The following is a 19,198-nucleotide window of genomic DNA, read 5'->3' as shown; positions in this document are numbered from 1 at the left end:
GAGGAAAAGAATATGGACAATATAATCTGGTTTATCACGACAATTCCCTGCAGCGCCTTGATTACAGGATTCGGCATCTACGCATGGAACCGAAAGAAACCCATGTGGTTCTGGTCTGGTTCAAGCGTGAAAGAAAATGAGATTTCGGATATCCGGGCGTATAATCATGCCAATGGAGTTATGTGGATCGTGTATTCGCTGGTTCTGTGGACGGCGTCTATCGCGGGCTTCTGGAATGGAACAGCTGCGCTGACGTTGATCATACTTGCCATGGTGGTGGGATTACCGGCGCTTATGGTGGTATATCAGAGGATTTATAAAAAATATAGAGTATGAAGAAAAGTACAAAAGACAGTATCACGGAAATTATGGTTGTGCTTTCTCTGATCGCTTTAGTTATGACTTGGATCGTGCTGATCGTGGCAGATACAGAACCAGTATGTGCAGAATATGGTTGTAAAAAAAGTACATGGAATGGAAGTATCTACTGTATGAATCACGAGCAGCGGTATGGTAAGAAACATAAAAAGAAAAGCAGTTATATGCAGACAGCAAAACCGAACACATACCAGAATACAGATGGTACAGGAAATCTGCGTAAGACATATGATCCTTATGATACATCGGACTACAGCGACGGTGATGATTTCGCAGAGGAATGGGCAGAAGAGTTTGGGGACGGCGATTATGATTCCGGGTATGATGATGCGTATGACTATTGGGAAGAAAATCATTGAGAAAAGCTAACAGAAAATAAACAGGAAGGATGTTGCGTGCTGATGTTGGAGGATGAGTGTAGGAAGAGAAAATAAATGGAATTATTTATAATGAAAACCAATCACCAGATTATCGGCACGCGATTGTGAATGGAAATATATACTGCATTGTTTCGGAAGGGCTACGAGGAAAAAATAATTTGGTCTTTACGGGAAATCTGGATTATAAATACCATGCGGATGTGAATGATGATTATGTTATTCCAGATGTAATGGTCGCATGTGACAGAAAACACTTAAAAGGCGGATCTTATTCCGGTGTACCAAAGTTTATAGCAGAGATGCTTAGCCCTGCTACGGCGTTGAGAGATAAGACAGTGAAAAAAGAAATTTATCAGAACGCCGGTGTGGCAGAATACTGGATTGTATCGCCAAGAGAGCGGGCAGTGGAAATTTATTATCTGGAAGATGGGAAATATGATTTAAAGTATAGCTATATTCTGCAGGATGATGCAGAAGAGGCACATTATAATGCAGAAACCAAGATTGTGTTAAAAGAATTTCCACATATCAGCATGACACTGGCGGAGATTTTTGAAAATGTAGATTAAAAGGAATATAGAAATCAACAGGAAAGTCAGAAGATGAAATAAATATCTTCTGACTTTTTTGCACTAAGCGATAGAAGTTTTAAACTATTGGTTTAAAAATATAAAAATACCGCCGGCAAGAGACAAAAATTCTTCTCTTGTGCAGGGGGTAAACAGAACGAGCAGGTCTTCAAACGTTGCCTGACGAAGACGATCCTGCATATCATTTTTTATGGAAACCATGTGATCTGCGGCAGCTTTATCTTTCTGAGTCAGAAATTCATTATGCAGCTCCTGGATTCTGCGCTGTTCGGCAGCTTCCTGTTTTTTACGCTCCGATCGATACGAAGATCCAGCAAGCAGAGCGCAGATCAGCGTCAGACCGAAAACAAGAAGAAAAGAATAAAGATATGGATGACCGGGATGATTTTTATGATTCATAGGAAGCCTGGCTTTCTGAATGTAAAATTCGTAGATAAAGATCTTCTGTATCTGAGTTCAGTATAGCAAACGGAATTTTCTGCGTCAATGGAAAGGATTGGTTTCTCGATTTCCAAACTCATCATTTACACCGCCGAAAAAGTCTGCTAAGATAAAGAAAACTTGTTACCAAACGAGAAAACAGGAGTGATTTACTTTGAAAAAAATCTTATTTATCGCAACCGGCGGCACAATCGCTTCGAAGAAGACGGAAAATGGTCTGACTCCGCAGATTACGCCGGAGGAGTTATTGTCTTATATTCCGGAGGTGGAAGGCCTCTGTGAGATTACGGCGGTGCAACCGTTTAATCTGGACAGCTCGAATGTGGTTCCGGAGAACTGGAGCACGCTGGTGAAAGTGGTGAAGGAGCATTACGAGGATTACGACGGTTTCGTCATCGCGCACGGAACTGATACGATGGCGTACACCGCGGCGGCGCTTTCCTATATGATTCAGAATTCGGAAAAGCCGATCGTCATCACCGGAGCACAGCGGCCGATCAATCTGGATATCACGGATGCAAAGACAAACCTGTCCGACAGCTTTTATTACGCCTGTGATGATGCATCCCAGGGTGTGCAGATTGTGTTCGACGGAAAAGTCATCGCGGGAACGCGCGCGAAGAAGGTGCGGACGAAGAGCTACAATGCCTTTTCCAGCATCGATTTCCCGTACCTTGCGGTAATACAGGACCGCCGGATTCTGCGGTATCTGCCGATGCTGCCGTATGAAAAGCCGGTTCGTTTTTATGAAAACTTAAGCGATAACGTTTTTCTCTTGAAACTGATCCCGGGAATCAGCCCGGTATTGCTTCCGGCGATTTTTGAGCACTACGATGCGATTATTGTGGAGAGCTTCGGTGTCGGCGGTATTCCGGCGAGCATCAAGGAGCCGTTTTACGAGCTCTGCCAGAAGTACCCGGAAAAACTGATTATTATGTGTACCCAGGTTTCTCACGAGGGAAGCGATATGACCGTCTATGAAGTCGGCCATGAGATGAAAACCCTGTGCAACATTCTCGAGTCATACGATATGACCCCGGAGGCAGTCGCAACTAAAACCATGTGGCTTCTCGGCAACCGTCCGGATGATCATGAGAGCCGGGAAAAAGCATTCTATAAACCGATCAACTACGATACGGTCTGGAAATAAGAAAAAGAAAGACGGCAAAGAGGCTGTCATGGTCCGCAGGAAAGAAATAAGAAGTCAAAGAAGCAATGGGAACTACCCACTAAAGAAGAATTTCAGGCTGTCTTACCAGAAAAAGGTGAGGCGGTCTAATTTTTTTGCTTTTTTCCCTTTTGCAATCCATATCTTTTATGTTACAATAGGTTTTGTCAGAATTTTTATGTGAAAGGAACGAAAGAAAATGGAACAGGGTAAAATTTTTAAATTTCATAATGACCTTGATACAGACCAGATCATCGCATCCCAGTATCTGCTTCTGCCGAATCTGGATGAGATGAAGGGTCATGCCTTTGAATCGTTAGATCCGGATTTTGCAAAGAAAGTAAAACCGGGAGATTTTGTGGTAGGAGGAGAGAACTTCGGATGCGGTTCGTCAAGAGAGCAGGCACCGGGCGTCTTAAAAGCACTCGGCGTGCAGGCTGTCATCGCAAAATCCTTCGCCAGAATCTTTTTCCGCAACGCCATCAACATCGGTCTGCCGGCCATTGTCTGTAAAGATCTGCCGGATGCCGTAGAAGACGGGGACACCATGGTCCTCCATATGTCCGAGGGAACTGCAGAAGTGAACGGAAAAACGTACACCTGCACGAAGCTGCCGGAATACATGCAGAACATACTGAATCAGGGAGGCCTCATTGCATCTCTGAACCGCGAGGAGGAGTAAGACCATGGGAATGACAATTGCAGAGAAAATTATCGCCGCTGCAGCCGGCGTGCCGGAAGTAAAGCCGGGAGATATCCACACCGTAACACTGGATCGTCTGATGAGCAACGACGGAACCACCCATCTGACGGTTGATATGTACCGCAACAAATTAAACCACCCGCACATTGCGGATCCGAAAAAGCTCGTTTTCATCGTCGACCACAACGTGCCGTCCGACAGTCCGAAAACAGCAGCATCCCAGAAAAAGATGCGTGATTTTGCAAGAGAGAACAACATTGACTTCTGGGAAGGAAAAGGCGTATGCCACCAGGTGATGATCGAGAACTATGTCCGCCCGGGCGAGCTGATCTTCGGCGCTGACAGCCATACTTGCTCTTACGGAGCACTCGGCGCATTCGGCACCGGCGTCGGCTGTACCGATTTCCTGTACGGCATGGTAACGGGAACTTCCTGGGTACTCGTACCGGAAAGCGTAAAATTCAATCTTGTAGGAAAACTGCCGGAGGGCGTTTATGCGAGAGACCTGATCCTCACCATCATCGGCGAGGTCGGCGCAAACGGATGTAACTACCAGGTGATGGAGTTCACCGGTGAGGGAGCAAAGACGTTAAGCATCAGCGACCGTATGGCACTTTGCAACATGGCAGTTGAGGCCGGCGCCAAGACCGGTATCTTCGAGGCAGATGAGAAAGCTATCGAGTACCTGAAAGAGCACGGAAGAGAGCCAAAAGAAATCTTCCACAGCGATCCGGACGCAAAATACGTCAGAGAGTACACCTTTGACCTTTCCAAAGTCCGCCCGGTTGTTGCAAAACCGGATTTCGTAGACCGCGTTGTTCCGGCAGAGGAGACCTGCGGAACGCCGATCAATGAAGCATTCCTTGGATCCTGCAACAACGGAAGAATCGAAGATCTCCGCGTCGGCGCAGAGATCATCCGCGGAAAGAAAGTCGCAGAGGGTGTCCGTTTCCTTGTCGTTCCGGCGAGTCAGACGATTTACCGTCAGGCATTAAAAGAGGGTATCATCGATACCTTCATGGAGGCAGGAGCTATTGTGATGAACCCGAACTGCAGCGTCTGCTGGGGAAGCTGCCAGGGTGTCATCGGCGAGAATGAAGTGCTGATCAGCACCGGAACCCGTAACTTCAAGGGCCGTGCCGGTCATCCAAGCTCCAAAGTATACTTGGGATCCGCTGCTACGGTAACCGCATCCGCGATTGCCGGAAAAATTGCGACGGCAGATCAGATCTGACCATTTTCTTTGAGGGATACATAATATTTTTGGGAGAATAAACATATGGAAGCATTTACAGGAAAAGTATGGGTGCTTGGAGACGATATTGATACGGATATCATTATCCCGACCGAGTATCTTGCTTTAAAGACAATTGACGATATGAAACAGTACGGCTTTTCCCCGCTCCGCCCGGAACTGGCCGGACAGATTGAAAAGGGCGATATCATCGTGGCAGGAAAGAACTTCGGCTGCGGCTCCTCGAGAGAGCAGGCACCGGAGATCATCAAGGCGCTCGGCATTTCCTGCGTTATCGCGAAATCCTTTGCCCGGATCTTTTTCCGCAACTCCATCAATAACGGTCTTCTTCTGATCGAGCAGCCGGATCTGCACGAGGATATCAAAGAGGGCGACACCATCACCGTCAAGATGAATGAGCATATCGATTACAACGGAAAAACATACCCGATCGCAGCTCTGCCGGAGAACCTGATGGATATCATTCAGGCAGGCGGCCTGGTAAAGGCAATGCGCAAGCGCAACGGACTGGATTAAGAGCGGGAGGAAGAAACGATGGGCAATACAGTAATTGAAAAAATCATCCGCCACAACACCGGAAAAGACGTAAAACCGGGTGACATTGTGACGGTCAACGTGGACAGAGTCATGATTCATGATATCTTCATCCCGTTTGTCGGCGATAAATTCGAGGAGATGGGCTTCACAAAACTGTGGGACCCGGATAAAGTCGTTCTGATCTACGACCACCTCGTTCCGGCAAGCCAGGTGGACGATACGAGACATTTCCACAAAGGTGATGAATTTGCAAAGAAATACGGCATGAAAAACGTACACAGAAGCGACGGAATCTGCCATCAGTTAATGACAGAGGCAGGTTACGTAAAACCGGGCGATGTTGTTTTCGGAACCGACAGCCACACGACGACATACGGCTGTGTCGGCGCATTCTCTTCCGGAATCGGCTACACCGAGATGGCGAGCATCCTCGGAACCGGTACGATGTGGATCAAAGTGCCGGAGACGATCAAGGTTGTCATCGAAGGCGAGCTGCCGAAAAATGTCATGTCAAAAGACATTATCCTGCGTCTGATCGGTGACCTCGGTGCAGACGGCGCAACATACCGCGCACTGGAGTTCTCAGGAAGCACCGTGGAAAATATGACCGTGGCAAGCCGTATGACAATTGCCAACATGGCGATCGAGGCCGGTGCCAAATGTGCACTCTTTACCCCGGATGAGAAGACTGCAGAATACTGTGAGATTGAACTCAACGACTATCAGAAGAGCTTAAAAGGCGATGAGGATGCGAAATATCTGCGCACTATCACCTACCGTGCTGAGGACTTCGTGCCGGTGATGGCATGCCCGTCCCAGGTAGACAAGATCCGGGATACCAGCGTTCTCGAGGGAACCCCGATCGATCAGGTCTTCATTGGTTCCTGTACGAATGGCCGTCTCGAGGATCTGCAGGCAGCAGCCGAGGTCTTAAAAGACAAAAAAGTTGCTGACTATGTGAAACTGATCGTAACACCGGCAAGCCGCAAGATTTATCTGCAGGCAAGCAAAATGGGCATTCTCGATACACTGGCAGAGGCAGGTGCGATGATCACGCATCCGGGCTGCGGTCTGTGCTGCGGAAGAGCGGGCGGAATCCTCTCTGACGGCGAGCGTGTCGTAGCAACAAACAACCGAAACTTCCTTGGAAGAATGGGTACTTCCAAAGTTGAGATTTATCTGGCATCTCCAAAGACAGCAGCAGCATGTGCAGTGGCTGGAAAAATTGTGACGCCGGAAGTGTAAACGAACTTAACAGCAGAAAGGGAAAACAGACGACATGAATGGTTCAATGTTTATCGGAACCTGGTGGGCACTTGTCCCGCCGCTGCTTGCAATTCTGCTTGCATTTGTCACAAAAGAAGTTTACAGTTCCCTGTTCATCGGATCGGCGGTCGGTGTCCTTCTGTACACCGGCTTCCATCCGTGGGATGCGTTTACAAGCTTCTTTGAAATTTTACGGAACAGCATGAACATCAACATTCTGATTTTCGATATCCTGCTCGGCATGGTTGTCGTGCTGATGGCGAAATCCGGCGGCTCGGCGGCGTATGGAAAATGGGCGGGTACGAAGATCAAAACGAAGCGGAGCGCGCTTCTGGCAACGATGGGGCTTGGTGTTCTGATCTTTGTGGATGACTATTTTAACTGTCTGACGGTTGGCTCTGTCATGCGTCCGGTCACGGACAGCCACAAGGTTTCCCGCGCGAAACTCGCATACATCATCGACTCTACCGCAGCGCCGGTCTGCATTATCGCGCCGATCTCAAGCTGGGCGGCAGCCGTCAACTCGTATGTGCCGGCGGATGCGGGAATCAGTGGATTCCAGCTGTTTCTGCGGACAATTCCGTATAACCTGTATGCGATCCTTACAATTGTGATGGTCTTTTATATCTGCTACACTGGCTTTGATTTCGGTCAGATGAAGCTCCACGAGGATAATGCCGCCAAAGGTGATCTTTTCACGACCGGAGGTGAGGAGTTTGAGCAGGTTTCCGAGCAGGAGGTCAATCCGAACGGAAAAGTCATCGACCTGGTGCTCCCGGTTGCCGTGCTGATTGTATCAGCGATCGGAGCGATGGTGTACACTGGCTTCCTCGGCGGCGCGGACAATGTGATTTCCGCGTTCGCAGGATGTGATGCAGAGACGAGTCTGATTTTTGCCTCCGTCGTGACGATCCTGTTTATGATGGCGCTGTATCTGCCGCGGAAGGTCATCACCTTCAAGAGCTTTATGGACAGCCTGTCCGAGGGCTTCAAGCTGATGGTTCCGGCGGTTACGATTCTCGTCTTTGCGTGGACCTTAAAAGGCGTCGGTGATGCGATGGGCCTGGCCCAGTTTGTCGGAAGCGTCGTGGGAGACCATGCATCCGCAAGTATTTTTATCCCGGTGGTGCTGTTCGCCGTGGCGGTGTTCCTTTCCTTTTCGACGGGAACCTCCTGGGGAACGTTCGCGATTCTTGTGCCGATTGCAACGGGCATGTTCGCAGCCGGAACAAATCTGGAGATGATGATTATCTCGGTATCCGCCGTATTGGCCGGAGCGGTCTGCGGTGACCATATTTCGCCGATCTCGGATACGACGGTTATGTCAAGTGCGGGTGCGCAGAGCAACCATCTGAACCACGTATCGACGCAGATGCAGTATGCGGCCGTTACGGCGTGTGTCTGCCTGGTGGGATATCTGATTGCAGCCGTGACCAGAACGTGGTGGATCACACTTGGCGTCAGCCTTCTTCTTCTTTTAGCTGTTTTAACCGGAATGCGCAGATTTTGCGCAAAAAAAGCGGAAAACGGCAAAAAATAAAAAAGAAAACAGAAAAACGCGTGAAATGCTTGACGGGAGAGAACAAGAACCGTATACTAAAAAATAGAACAAACATTCACAGGACAACGGTGTCCTGCAAAGAAGAAGCGGAACGCTTTTGGAGCAGGAATGTGAATTGGAACAGAAGGAATTGGATTTTTCAAAGTCCAGTTCCTTCTGTTTATCTCTGTTAAAATGGCATCGGAGCTGTGAAATGCAGGAGAAGAAAGGAGGCATTCCGGGGCGAAAACGCTTTGGAAAAGGGAAGGACTGTTATGGTCAGAAAGATCCTAGCAGACAATGGCAAAAACAAAAAGGGAGAAAATATATGATATTTGGAAAGTACATTAACAAATACTACCTGAAGAATGCGCCCATTCTGATTCTCGGTCTTGCAGCGCTGATTCTCGTAGATTATTTCCAGCTTTTCATACCGGAACTGTACCGCATGGTCATCAACGGCATGAACGGCGATCCCGTTCTGGTCAACGGCCAGGCGGCGGTGTTTGATATGGAATTTCTGCTGGATCAGGTCTGCCGGCCCATGATTATTACCATTATCGTCATGGTAGTCGGCCGTTTCCTGTGGCGTGTCTGCTTTTTCGGCTCCGCGATCCGCGTGGTGACCGATCTTCGTACCCGCATGTTCGCGCACAGCAAGGAGCTGTCCCAGGAGTATTATCAGGTCAACAAAGTCGGAAACCTGATGAGTCTCTACACGAACGATCTTGATACGGTGCAGGAGTGCTTCGGCGACGGTATTCTGATGTTCTGCGATGCACTGTTCTTAGGCCTGCTTGCCGTGATCAAAATGTGGCGCATGAACCACTTCCTGACCAGTCTTTCGATGATCCCGATGGCATTTCTGATGGCCGCCGGCACAACGCTCGGCAAATACCTGATGAAAAAGTGGGAGGAGCGTCAGGCGGCCTTTTCTGAGCTGTCCGATTTTGCGCAGGAAAACTATTCCGGTCTCGCCGTCATCAAAGCGTTTGTCAAAGAGACAAAAGAGCTGATGATGTTCCGAAAACTGAACCGCGAGAACGAGGACATCAACGTAGAGTACACAAAAATTTCCACACTGCTGAACATTATGGTAACGCTGTTCGTCGAGTCCGTCATCTGCGTAATCTTAGGCTACGGCGGCTATCTCGTTTACTGCGGAAGCTTCGATGCCGGCCAGCTTGTCGAGTATATCGGCTATTTCTCGGCTGTTGTATGGCCGATCATGGCGGTCTCCATGCTGATCGAGAAAACATCCCGTGGAAAAGCGTCCTTAAACCGTATCACCGAGCTGCTTGACGCAAAAGTCGATGTGCAGGACCGCGGCGGTGTGCAGGATCTGCCGTCCATTCACGGAAAAATCGAGTTCCGCAATCTGACCTTCCGCTATCCGGACGGGGAGTACGATGTGCTGAAAAACGTATCGTTTACCATTGAGCCGGGCGAGAGTGTCGGCATCGTCGGAAAAACCGGTTCCGGAAAGACGACCATTGTCGATCTGCTGCTCCGCACCTACAATGTGCCGGACGGAACGCTGTTCATCGATGACCACGATGTCAACACCGTTTCCATCCACTCCGTGCGTGAGGGCTGTGCCTACGTGCCGCAGGACAACTTCCTGTTCTCCGACACGATTTCCGGCAATATTTCCTTCGCCTTTGATGACGAAAACCAGGAGGCGGTCGAGGATGCGGCGATGATGTCCGATGTCCATGACAATATCGCAGAGTTCAAAGAGGGCTACCGCACCGTTCTTGGCGAGCGCGGTGTGACGGTTTCCGGCGGACAGAAGCAGCGAATCTCGATTGCGCGTGCGCTGATGAAACACGCACCGATTCTGATTCTCGACGATTCCGTCTCTGCGGTTGACACCAAAACGGAGCGCACGATTCTCGACAATCTGAAAAAACGTGAGGGACTGACCACGATTCTGATCGCACACCGGATTTCAACGGTGGAGCAGATGGACAAGATCGTGTTTGTCGAGGACGGAGAAGTCCATGCAGTCGGAAAACATGAGGATCTGTACCGGACCTGCACGGCATACCGCAAGATGGTCGATCTGCAGAAACTTGAAGAGGAAGCGGGGGAGGAGTAGAAATGCACAATTATTATCCGATTCTCTGGGTCGGCGCGATCATCGGCGTGATTTCCACCCTGCTGATTGTGGCCGCGTTTGTAGTGAAAGATGGAGAAAAAGAAACCGGCTTTGAGCGGAACATGAAAGACAGTGAAATCATGCAGCGTCTGATGGATTACGCAAAGCCGTTTTACCGCCAGTTTATCGTTGTTGGATTTCTGATGCTGTTTTCGATCGCGTACGATATCATTTCGCCGCTGATCGTCGGCGAAATTGAGGAGCTCGTCGTTGGAAAATTCGCGCTGAATACCCTGTTTCTGTGGGTAGCGGGCTATGCGGCAATCCTTCTTGTCTCGATGGCGTGTACGTATTTCCAGGCCGTGATTCTGCAGAAGACGGGCCAGAAGATCATTTCCAATATGAGGGAGGATCTGTTCGTCCACATCGAGCGCCTTTCCCACGAGCAGTTAAATGAGATTCCGGTCGGAAAGCTTGTCACAAGAACGACAAACGATACGAACGCGATTTCGCTGATGTTTACCAACCTTCTGGTCAACCTTCTGAAGAACTTCTTCGTGATCATCGGTATTCTGATTGCGATGCTGTTTCTGAACTATGAGCTGACGCTGATGGTGCTCTGTTTCGTGCCGTTTATCGTGCTGTTCTCGATTATTTTCCGCAAATTCTCGCGAAGAGCACACCGGAAAGTAAAAGACTGTACTACGGACATCAATACGTATCTGTCGGAGAACCTCTCCGGTATGAAAATCACACAGATCTTCAACCGCGAGGATGCCAAGATGCGCGAGTTTACCGACAAGAGCAACGCACTCGGCCGCGCACAGCAGGAGCAGATTTTCGTGTTCGGTATTTTCCGTCCGCTCGTCTACATGCTGTATATCAGCTCCGTGCTCTGCCTTTTGTATTTAGGCGGCAAGGGCTATCTGGAGGGAACGTCGTTCCTCGGCCAGACACTGACCAGTGGTATGATCGTCAGCTTTTACATGTATATCTCAAAATTCTTCAACCCGATCCAGAACCTGGCGGAGCAGTTCAACTGGCTGCAGTCCGCATTTGCATCCGCCGAGAAGGTATTCTCGATTCTGGATCTCGAGCCGAAAATGCAGGATGCGCCGGATGCGATCGAGCTTACCGACATCAAGGGCGAGATCGAGTTCCGCGACGTATGGTTTTCCTATATCCCGGGCGAGTGGGTGTTAAAAGGCGTTTCGTTCCACGTCAATCCGAAAGAGACGATCGCGTTTGTGGGTTCCACCGGTTCCGGAAAATCGACGATTCTTTCCCTGATCTGCCGGAACTACGAGTTCCAGAAGGGTGAAATTCTGATCGACGGCATCGACATCCGAAAGATCAAGATCGATTCCCTGCGGAAGAAATTCGGCCAGATGCTGCAGGATGTATTCCTGTTCTCGGGAACGATCCGAAGCAACATCATTCTCCGCGAGGAGGGGATTTCCGATGAGGAGATCATGGACGTCTGCCATTACGTGAATGCCGACCAGTTCATCAACAAGCTGGATCACGGCCTCGATGAGCCGGTGCGGGAGAGAGGAAACAACTTCTCTGCAGGACAGCGCCAGCTTCTCTCGTTTGCGCGTACCATCATCCATAAGCCTTCGGTCATGATTCTTGACGAGGCGACAGCGAACATCGACACCGAAACCGAGCTTCTGATCCAGGATTCCATGGAAAAGATGAAGAACATCGGAACGATGCTGATCGTAGCGCACCGTCTTTCGACGATTCAGCATGCGGATGAGATTATCGTGTTGTCCCATGGAAAAATCGTGGAGCATGGCACGCATCAGGAGCTTCTGGCGGCGCAGGGAAGATATTACCAGCTCTACACGCTGCAGTACCATCGCGAGCAGAGTGAGAAACAGAGCGGAAGAAAGTAAGAAAATTTTAGAACAATAAAGACAATTTACAAAAAGGGAGAAATTTTGTTTGTGCAAAGTGACAAAATTTCTCTTTTTTTTACGGCGTATCATATTAAAATGAATTTATATCAATATAGTCATATGAAAAATATATGAGTATAATACGATATCCGTTTTTCCATCTCAAAAAGCGGGCGGTTATAATAAGGGAAACAAAATGGCAGGCACCAAAAAGCCGGGCCGTCTGTTGAAAGAAAGGGAAAATGTATGGAAAAGAAAGCAAGCCTTGCAGGACACCTGCTCTCGGAAAACCAGATGTCGGAAGCATTTATCAACAGCATGTTTCTGGCGCTGTCCGGCGGTTTTCAGGATGCCTACACGTACAATTGCAGAGATGAAGTATTCTCAAATGCCCAGACGGGAAACGTTGTGCTGATGAGCCAGAATTTTCTGGAAGGAAACTTTACGGCAGGCCTTCGGTATCTCTTCCCGATCCTATTTTTTGCGATGGGTGTATTTCTGGCAGAAAATTTCCAGGAGCATTACCGGTATGCAAAGAGGCTGCACTGGCGGCAGGTACTTCTCGCGGCGGAAATTGTGATCCTTGCGATCGTCGGATTTATTCCGTCCTCTTACAATATGCTCGCGGCGATGCTCGTATCGTTTGCGTGCGCGATTCAGGTACAGACCTTCCGCAAGGTCGGCGGTTATTCGTATGCAAGCACCATGTGCATCGGAAACCTGAGAAGCGGAACCGCAGCGCTGTCCATGTATCTGCGGGATAAGAAAAAAGAACAGCTCCGTCAGGCCGGATACTATTTCGGCGTGATTCTGGCATTCGCTATCGGCGCCGGAATCGGAGGCGTGTTCTCCATGCTGTATGGAATCCATGTAATCTGGATTTCCTGCGGACTTCTTCTGGTGAGCTTCCTTCTGATGTCACTGGAAAAGTACCGCTGAGAAATAAGAGAGAGTGAAGAAAGAAGGCTGAAAAAATGGAAGTATTTCTGGAGTGCTGTATGACATTATTCTTTTCAGCGGCCATGCTGCTGCTGATCGTCCGCCTGGCAAAGGGTGAGGAGAAAAACATGATGTTTGCGCGTGTGTTCTCCCTGGCATCCAACGTCGGTTTCTGGATCGGAATTGTCCGCATCGCTGTGCTGAACCGGAGCGGATTTCTGATGTTCTTCTACATCACAGGCGCAATGCTTTCCTACACGGCGATGGTATTTGCCATGCCGCATAAAAAAGAGCAGATTGCCGGACAGCAGGCATAAATGAAAAAAGAAGACCCTGTATACGGGAAGGATGGAGCAGCGATGTTCCGTCCGCCGGTACACAGGGTCTTTTTCTGTTTCAAACAAAAGTTCATGAAAGCTTATACGCGTTCCAGAAGCTCCTCGATCAGCTCTTTTGCCGCCGCGTTCTGGTGCTGCCGCGGGTTGATGATCAAACAGATTTCACGTTTTGGGGCCTCTTCGATGAGCGGAATCCGACAGACGGTACGGCTCTTTAAGGCATCGCGTGCCAGCTCCTCCGGATAAAATCCGATGCCGAGGTTATACTCGACCATAGGAAGAATCTGATCCGTTGTCGCTGCCTCCATATCGGGATGGAAGGCGAGGTTGTGATTCAGAAAGTATTCGGCGTACAGCTCCCGCGTGCCGGTGTCTTTGGCAAGCGAGATAAAAGGATATTCTGACAATTCGCCGAGATGATGCGGTTCTGCGGAAAGGGATGCATATTTCGATCCGCCGATCAGAATTTCCTGGAATGGGAAAATCGGGATCTTGTGCAGCGGTTTGCGGATTTCCACCGGGCTTGTGACGACTGCGAAGTCGACCAGACCGTTTTCGAGCGCCTGGATGGCCTGCGGCGTCGAGTGGTTGGAGATGCGCAGGCGGACGTGCGGATAGCGGGTGTGGAAGTGCTCCAGGCGGGAGAGCAGCATCAGACGAAGCGCTGTCTCACTCGCACCGATTGTGATAAGGCCGCTCTCAAGAGAACGCTCAAGAGCCAGCTCCTCCTCAACCGTGCGGAGCTGTTCGTAGGCAACGGCCACACGCTCATATACCTTTTCGCCCTCCGCTGTCAGTGTGACACCCTGGTGGGAGCGGATAAACAGTTTGCAGCCAAGCTCACTTTCCAGATTGTTCATGCACCGTGTGATGTTGGGCTGGTTGTTTTTCAGAATTTCCGCGGCTTTTGTAAAGCTGTGATATTGTGCTACGAAGTAAAAAATGCGATAATAATCATATGTAATCATAAAAACCTCCGAGGGATGAAGAAAGAAATTTCATCCATGATTGCTTCAATATAAAATACATGCGCCGGGTTGTCAAGGGATTTCTGAGGATGGTCCGGCCGGATTGTGCGGGGATGGCAGAAGAGAAGTGGAAATTTTTTGAAAAAACACTTGCAAAATACCCGGACAGGGTATATAGTGTAGAAGAAAACAAGATACCCCATTGGGGTATATAAAAAAGAAAATCCAGAACTACAGAAAGGAAGACATACGATGGAACAGTACAATGTAACCGGCATGAGCTGCGCCGCCTGCCAGACCCGTGTCGAAAAAGCCGTGTCAAAGGTACCCGGTGTCACATCCTGCGCAGTCAGCCTTCTGACAAATTCCATGGGCGTGGAGGGAACGGCCTCCCCGGCAGAGATTATTGCCGCTGTGGAAAATGCAGGCTACGGTGCGTCGAAAAAAGGCGAGAAGGGAAGCACATCACAGTCGGCTTCCGCAGCAGAATACGAAGAGATGCTGAAAGACAAGGAAACACCGGTTATGAAACGCCGTCTGGTGAGCTCCGTTCTTCTTTTGATTCCGCTCATGTATTTCTCCATGGGCCATATGATGTGGGGATGGCCGCTGCCGAAATTCTTTGAAGGAAACCACATCGCAATGGGACTGGTACAGCTCCTGCTTACGATTGCGGTCATGGTCATCAACCAGAAATTCTTTATCAGCGGTTTCAAGAGCCTCTGGCATAAAGCACCGAACATGGACACGCTGGTAGCGCTTGGTTCTACCGCATCGTTTGTATACAGCGTCTACGCCCTGTTTGCCATGACGGGAGCGCAGGTACAGGGGGACATGGATGCAGTCATGAGCTATATGCATGAATTTTACTTCGAGTCCGCCGCCATGATTCTGACCCTGATTACCGTCGGAAAAATGCTGGAGTCGATTTCCAAAGGAAAAACGACCGATGCGTTAAAGAGTCTGATGAAGCTGGCTCCGAAGACCGCCGTTCTCTTAAGAGACGGAAAAGAAGTGGAAGTCGGCATTGATCAGGTGAAAAAGGGCGATCATTTCATCGTCCGCCCGGGCGAAAATATTCCGGTGGACGGCGTTGTTCTGGAGGGAACGAGTGCCGTCAACGAATCCGCGCTGACTGGCGAGAGTATTCCGGTGGATAAAGAGGCCGGCGACCGCGTATCGGCGGCGACCTTAAACCAGTCCGGTTTCCTGACCTGTGAGGCGACGAGAGTCGGAGAAGACACAACACTCTCCCAGATCATTCAGATGGTCAGCGATGCGGCAGCGACAAAAGCGCCGATCGCCAAAGTGGCCGATAAAGTTTCCGGTATTTTTGTGCCGGCCGTTATCTGCATTGCACTTGCTACGATTGTGATCTGGCTGTTCGCAGGAGAGAGCGTTGGCTTTGCGCTTGCAAGAGGTATTTCCGTTCTCGTTATCAGCTGCCCGTGTGCGCTCGGCCTTGCAACACCGGTTGCGATCATGGTCGGAAACGGAATGGGAGCAAAACACGGAACGATGTTCAAAACCGCAGTTTCTCTCGAGGAGACAGGAAAAACACAGATCGTTGCACTCGATAAGACCGGAACCATCACAAGCGGCGAGCCGCAGGTAACTGATCTTGTCCCGGCGGACGGTATAAGTGAGGAGGAGCTTTTAAAAGGTGCCTTTGCACTGGAGCAGAAAAGTGAGCATCCGCTGGCCCGTGCGATTCTTGCACTTGCAGAGGAAAAAGGCCTGGTCCGCGAAGAAGTCAGTGATTTCTCTGCGCTTCCTGGAAACGGCCTTGTGGCAAAACGGAACGGAAAAGAGCTCTGCGGAGGCAACCGCGCACTGATTACGAAAAAAGCGGTTCTCTCGAAACAGATGGAAGAGCAGGCAGCAAAACTTTCCGAAGAAGGAAAGACGCCTCTGTTCTTCCGTGAAGACGGAAAGATGCTCGGTATGATCGCGGTTGCGGATGTCATCAAAGAGGACAGCCCGCGTGCGGTGAAAGAGCTGCAGAATATGGGAATCCGTGTCGTGATGCTGACCGGAGACAATGAGCGCACCGCGCGTGCCATCGGCGCACAGGCAGGTGTGGACGAAGTCATCGCAGGCGTTCTGCCGGATGGAAAAGAAGCGGTCATCAGCCGCCTGAAAGAAAAAGGAAAAGTAGCGATGGTAGGAGACGGCATCAACGATGCACCGGCTCTGACCAGTGCGGATATCGGTATTGCCATCGGAGCAGGAACCGATATCGCGATCGATGCGGCAGACGTTGTCCTGATGAAGAGCCGCCTCTTGGATGTACCGGCAGCGATCCGCTTAAGCCGTGCGACCCTCAGGAACATTCACGAGAATTTGTTCTGGGCCTTCATTTACAATATCATCGGTATTCCGCTGGCTGCGGGCGTATGGATCCCGCTGTTCGGCTGGAAGCTGAACCCGATGTTCGGTGCGGCGGCGATGAGCCTTTCGAGCTTCTGCGTTGTGACAAACGCCCTGCGTCTGAATCTGTTTCGGATGCACGACGCGTCAAAAGATAAAAGAATCAAAAACGAAATTCCAAAGGAGGATCTGAACATGACAACAGAACAGGGAATGGTAAAAACCATGACAATCGAGGGCATGATGTGCGGCCACTGCGAGGCGAGAGTGAAAAAGACACTCGAGGCAATCGAGGGTGTTGCATCCGCAGAAGTAAGCCATGAAAAAGGAACTGCCGTTGTAACACTGACAGCTCCGGTATCAGACGATGTGCTGAAAACAGCCGTAGAGGCACAGGATTATACCGTAAAAGGAATCCAGTAAAACAGGAAACATTGAGAAAAGGAAAACGCGTCTGGAATGAAAATTTCCGGGCGCGTTTCCTTTTTCTTACCAGATATAGCAAAAATATTGCGATTTGTTCGGAATTTTCGTGACAAAAGGACAAAAATCCGTTAGGATAGAGAAAAAGAAGAGCAAAAACAAAAAGGGTTTTTATTTTAGGAGGTTTTTACACCATGACAGAGTACAGACTTGCAAAGCCGGAGGAGTGGGAGGACTGTATTGAACTTGCCAATTATGTGTTCAGCACAGCACACCGTCCGCACGACTTTGAGCAGTTAATTCCGAGGGTTTATCAGGCCGGACCGGAAATGGCACGGATCCACCGCGTCGCCGTTGCGGAAAACGGCAGACTCCGGGCCGAGATTGCGGTGCTTCCGCAGCAAATGGCAGCAGGGGGCAAGCTGCTCCGCGTAGGATATGTGGGAAGCGTTTCCGTGCATCCAAAGGCAAGGGGCGAAGGTCACATGAAGCGTCTTCTTGGCGACTGGATTACGGATCTGGAAGGAACGTGTGACCTTCTGGCACTGGACGGCCAGAGACAGCGGTATGCCTACTTTGGCTTTACGCCGGGAAGTGAAAAATACACGTTTTACCTGGATGTGGCAAATGTGCGCCATACCTGGAAAAACGGGGAACTCTCCGCTTACACCTTTGCGCCGCTGTTTCCGGAAAACGGCGAAGCGGACGAAGAGGCGGCAGCCTTTGCAAAGAAGCTGAATGAGGCAAAACCGCTTTACGTGGTAAGAGAGGATGTGAAAGCCTGCCTGAAAACGTTCGGCGAGCAGGCAATTGCAATCTGGAAAAACGGTGAGCGGATCGGATATCTGGCACTTTGCGGCGGAAACCAGGTTGTGGAAGCAGAAGTGTTGGAGGAACAGGATTTCGTTCCTGCACTTGCCGCTTATTTAAAAGAAAATGCGCTTGACTCTCTTTTCATTTCCATTCCGGTGTATGAGACCGGAAAAGCGGCAGCGTTATCGGAAGTCTGCGAGAATTTCACAAAAGAGCGCTGCGGTTCCGCGATGTACCGCATTTTTGAGTTTGCAGACGTTATCGAGGCAATGCTGACCATGAAAGCAGAGACGATGGGCATCAGCGATGGAACGTGGTCTGCTGTATTGGAGGGGCAGCCGGTGACCGTGACGGTAAAAGATGGAACTGTGACCGTGACACGGGAAGCCCAACCGGGGGCAGATGTACTCAACCGGGAGCAGGCGCAGGAACTGCTTCTTTCACCGCTGGCAAGTAAGGGAAGCAAGGTTCCATCTGAAATCTGGAAGAACATTCCATCCGACTGGTTCCCGCTTCCGCTGTACTGTGCGACGGCAGACGAATTTTAGGCAATCACTGTTGGGAGGCAGAGAAATATGAACGAGACAGAGAAACGAGACAGAAGAGACGAAAAAGAAGAAATCCGGTACCATGTGATTTTCTACGGCCAGGTGCAGGGTGTGGGGTTCCGTTACCGGGCGTATTATGCTGCCTATCAGCTCGGACTGACCGGATGGGTGAGAAACTGCTGGGATGAGACGGTGGAGATGGAGGTGCAGGGCGATGATGAGACGATCACGGAGATGATCAAAAGGATCCGCACCTCCAGCTACATCGAAATCACGGATGCAAAATGGACGAAGATTCCGCTGGAATCGGAATTCGGTTTCCATATCCGGTGATCAGGGCTGCCTTTTCTCTTTTTCCGGAATTTCTACGAGGATGATATCATTGCCGATCTGGCAGATGCGGTCCCACGGGATCACAAAATCCTCGCCGTGGCAGAAAAAGCCGCAGAATTTCACAGGCCCCGGAAGAACGAGTCCGGTAAGATGCCCCGTTTTTGGATTGAATTCCACATCAATCGGACAGCCGAGCGTTTTGC

At 49.9% G+C, this 19,198-nt stretch carries 19 protein-coding genes; 17 read left to right on the top strand and 2 right to left on the bottom strand.

Annotation, left to right across the window (positions count from 1 at the left end; all coding sequences use genetic code 11):
- Positions 1–12: 12 nt before the first annotated feature.
- The 14 genes from ACY2VW_RS08765 (at position 13) to ACY2VW_RS08700 (ending at position 13,519) form a co-directional block, all read left to right on the top strand.
- Positions 13–336 (top strand): hypothetical protein, encoded by a 324-nt coding sequence (locus ACY2VW_RS08765; protein ID WP_461873974.1) that lies wholly within the window; start codon positions 13–15, stop codon positions 334–336.
- Positions 333–737 (top strand): hypothetical protein, encoded by a 405-nt coding sequence (locus ACY2VW_RS08760; protein WP_461873976.1) that lies wholly within the window; start codon positions 333–335, stop codon positions 735–737. The genes ACY2VW_RS08765 and ACY2VW_RS08760 overlap by 4 nt, the downstream gene beginning before the upstream one ends.
- A 71-nt stretch (positions 738–808) precedes the next feature.
- Positions 809–1,327, top strand: a complete 519-nt coding sequence (locus ACY2VW_RS08755; RefSeq protein WP_461877811.1) for a Uma2 family endonuclease — start codon at positions 809–811, stop codon at positions 1,325–1,327.
- Between the two features lie 176 nt (positions 1,328–1,503).
- Positions 1,504–1,749 carry a hypothetical protein gene (locus ACY2VW_RS08750; RefSeq protein WP_461873977.1) on the top strand — a complete coding sequence of 82 codons (246 nt, stop codon included), beginning with the start codon at positions 1,504–1,506 and terminating at the stop codon, positions 1,747–1,749.
- A gap of 194 nt (positions 1,750–1,943) precedes the next feature.
- The gene (locus tag ACY2VW_RS08745) at positions 1,944–2,939 is read left to right on the top strand and encodes an asparaginase (protein WP_461877801.1); all 996 of its coding nucleotides are present in this window, start codon (positions 1,944–1,946) and stop codon (positions 2,937–2,939) included.
- A 217-nt stretch (positions 2,940–3,156) separates the two neighbouring features.
- Positions 3,157–3,639 (top strand): LeuD/DmdB family oxidoreductase small subunit, encoded by a 483-nt coding sequence (locus tag ACY2VW_RS08740; RefSeq protein WP_055218301.1) that lies wholly within the window; start codon positions 3,157–3,159, stop codon positions 3,637–3,639.
- 4 nt (positions 3,640–3,643) lie between these two features.
- Positions 3,644–4,894 carry a 3-isopropylmalate dehydratase large subunit gene (locus tag ACY2VW_RS08735; RefSeq protein ID WP_055218299.1) on the top strand — a complete coding sequence of 417 codons (1,251 nt, stop codon included), beginning with the start codon at positions 3,644–3,646 and terminating at the stop codon, positions 4,892–4,894.
- 45 nt (positions 4,895–4,939) lie between these two features.
- Positions 4,940–5,431, top strand: a complete 492-nt coding sequence (locus ACY2VW_RS08730) for a LeuD/DmdB family oxidoreductase small subunit (RefSeq protein ID WP_461873979.1) — start codon at positions 4,940–4,942, stop codon at positions 5,429–5,431.
- 18 nt (positions 5,432–5,449) lie between these two features.
- The gene (locus tag ACY2VW_RS08725) at positions 5,450–6,697 is read left to right on the top strand and encodes a 3-isopropylmalate dehydratase large subunit (RefSeq protein WP_461873980.1); all 1,248 of its coding nucleotides are present in this window, start codon (positions 5,450–5,452) and stop codon (positions 6,695–6,697) included.
- A gap of 34 nt (positions 6,698–6,731) precedes the next feature.
- Positions 6,732–8,258 (top strand): Na+/H+ antiporter NhaC family protein, encoded by a 1,527-nt coding sequence (locus tag ACY2VW_RS08720; protein WP_461877800.1) that lies wholly within the window; start codon positions 6,732–6,734, stop codon positions 8,256–8,258.
- Between the two features lie 328 nt (positions 8,259–8,586).
- The gene (locus ACY2VW_RS08715) at positions 8,587–10,359 is read left to right on the top strand and encodes an ABC transporter ATP-binding protein (protein ID WP_461877799.1); all 1,773 of its coding nucleotides are present in this window, start codon (positions 8,587–8,589) and stop codon (positions 10,357–10,359) included.
- Positions 10,360–10,361: 2 nt separating this feature from the next.
- On the top strand, positions 10,362–12,260 hold the full coding sequence (locus tag ACY2VW_RS08710; RefSeq protein ID WP_461877798.1) for an ABC transporter ATP-binding protein: 1,899 nt from the start codon (positions 10,362–10,364) through the stop codon (positions 12,258–12,260).
- Between the two features lie 249 nt (positions 12,261–12,509).
- Complete coding sequence (locus ACY2VW_RS08705; protein ID WP_461877797.1) at positions 12,510–13,202, top strand: YoaK family protein; 693 nt, start codon at positions 12,510–12,512, stop codon at positions 13,200–13,202.
- Between the two features lie 35 nt (positions 13,203–13,237).
- The gene (locus ACY2VW_RS08700) at positions 13,238–13,519 is read left to right on the top strand and encodes a hypothetical protein (RefSeq protein WP_022462506.1); all 282 of its coding nucleotides are present in this window, start codon (positions 13,238–13,240) and stop codon (positions 13,517–13,519) included.
- 101 nt (positions 13,520–13,620) lie between these two features.
- Here the strand turns inward: ACY2VW_RS08700 and ACY2VW_RS08695 are convergent, their stop codons facing one another.
- Positions 13,621–14,508, bottom strand: coding sequence for a LysR family transcriptional regulator (locus ACY2VW_RS08695; RefSeq protein WP_117509122.1), 888 nt, complete (start codon positions 14,506–14,508; stop codon positions 13,621–13,623).
- Positions 14,509–14,760: 252 nt separating this feature from the next.
- On the opposite strand from ACY2VW_RS08695, the gene ACY2VW_RS08690 reads away from it, so the two are divergent.
- The 3 genes from ACY2VW_RS08690 (at position 14,761) to ACY2VW_RS08680 (ending at position 18,995) form a co-directional block, all read left to right on the top strand.
- Complete coding sequence (locus ACY2VW_RS08690; protein ID WP_461877796.1) at positions 14,761–17,301, top strand: heavy metal translocating P-type ATPase; 2,541 nt, start codon at positions 14,761–14,763, stop codon at positions 17,299–17,301.
- Between the two features lie 194 nt (positions 17,302–17,495).
- Positions 17,496–18,662: a GNAT family N-acetyltransferase gene (locus tag ACY2VW_RS08685; RefSeq protein WP_461877795.1), complete on the top strand. Its 1,167-nt coding sequence runs from the start codon at positions 17,496–17,498 to the stop codon at positions 18,660–18,662.
- A 27-nt stretch (positions 18,663–18,689) separates the two neighbouring features.
- Positions 18,690–18,995, top strand: coding sequence for an acylphosphatase (locus ACY2VW_RS08680; RefSeq protein WP_461877794.1), 306 nt, complete (start codon positions 18,690–18,692; stop codon positions 18,993–18,995).
- Here the strand turns inward: ACY2VW_RS08680 and ACY2VW_RS08675 are convergent.
- Positions 18,996–19,198 (bottom strand): YlmC/YmxH family sporulation protein (locus ACY2VW_RS08675; RefSeq protein ID WP_461877793.1); only part of this gene is annotated, 203 nt, incomplete at its 5' end.

This window comes from Fusicatenibacter sp. (assembly GCF_977045365.1).
Note: the sequence above shows the minus strand (reverse complement) of the source record. Positions and strands in the feature narration are given on the sequence as shown.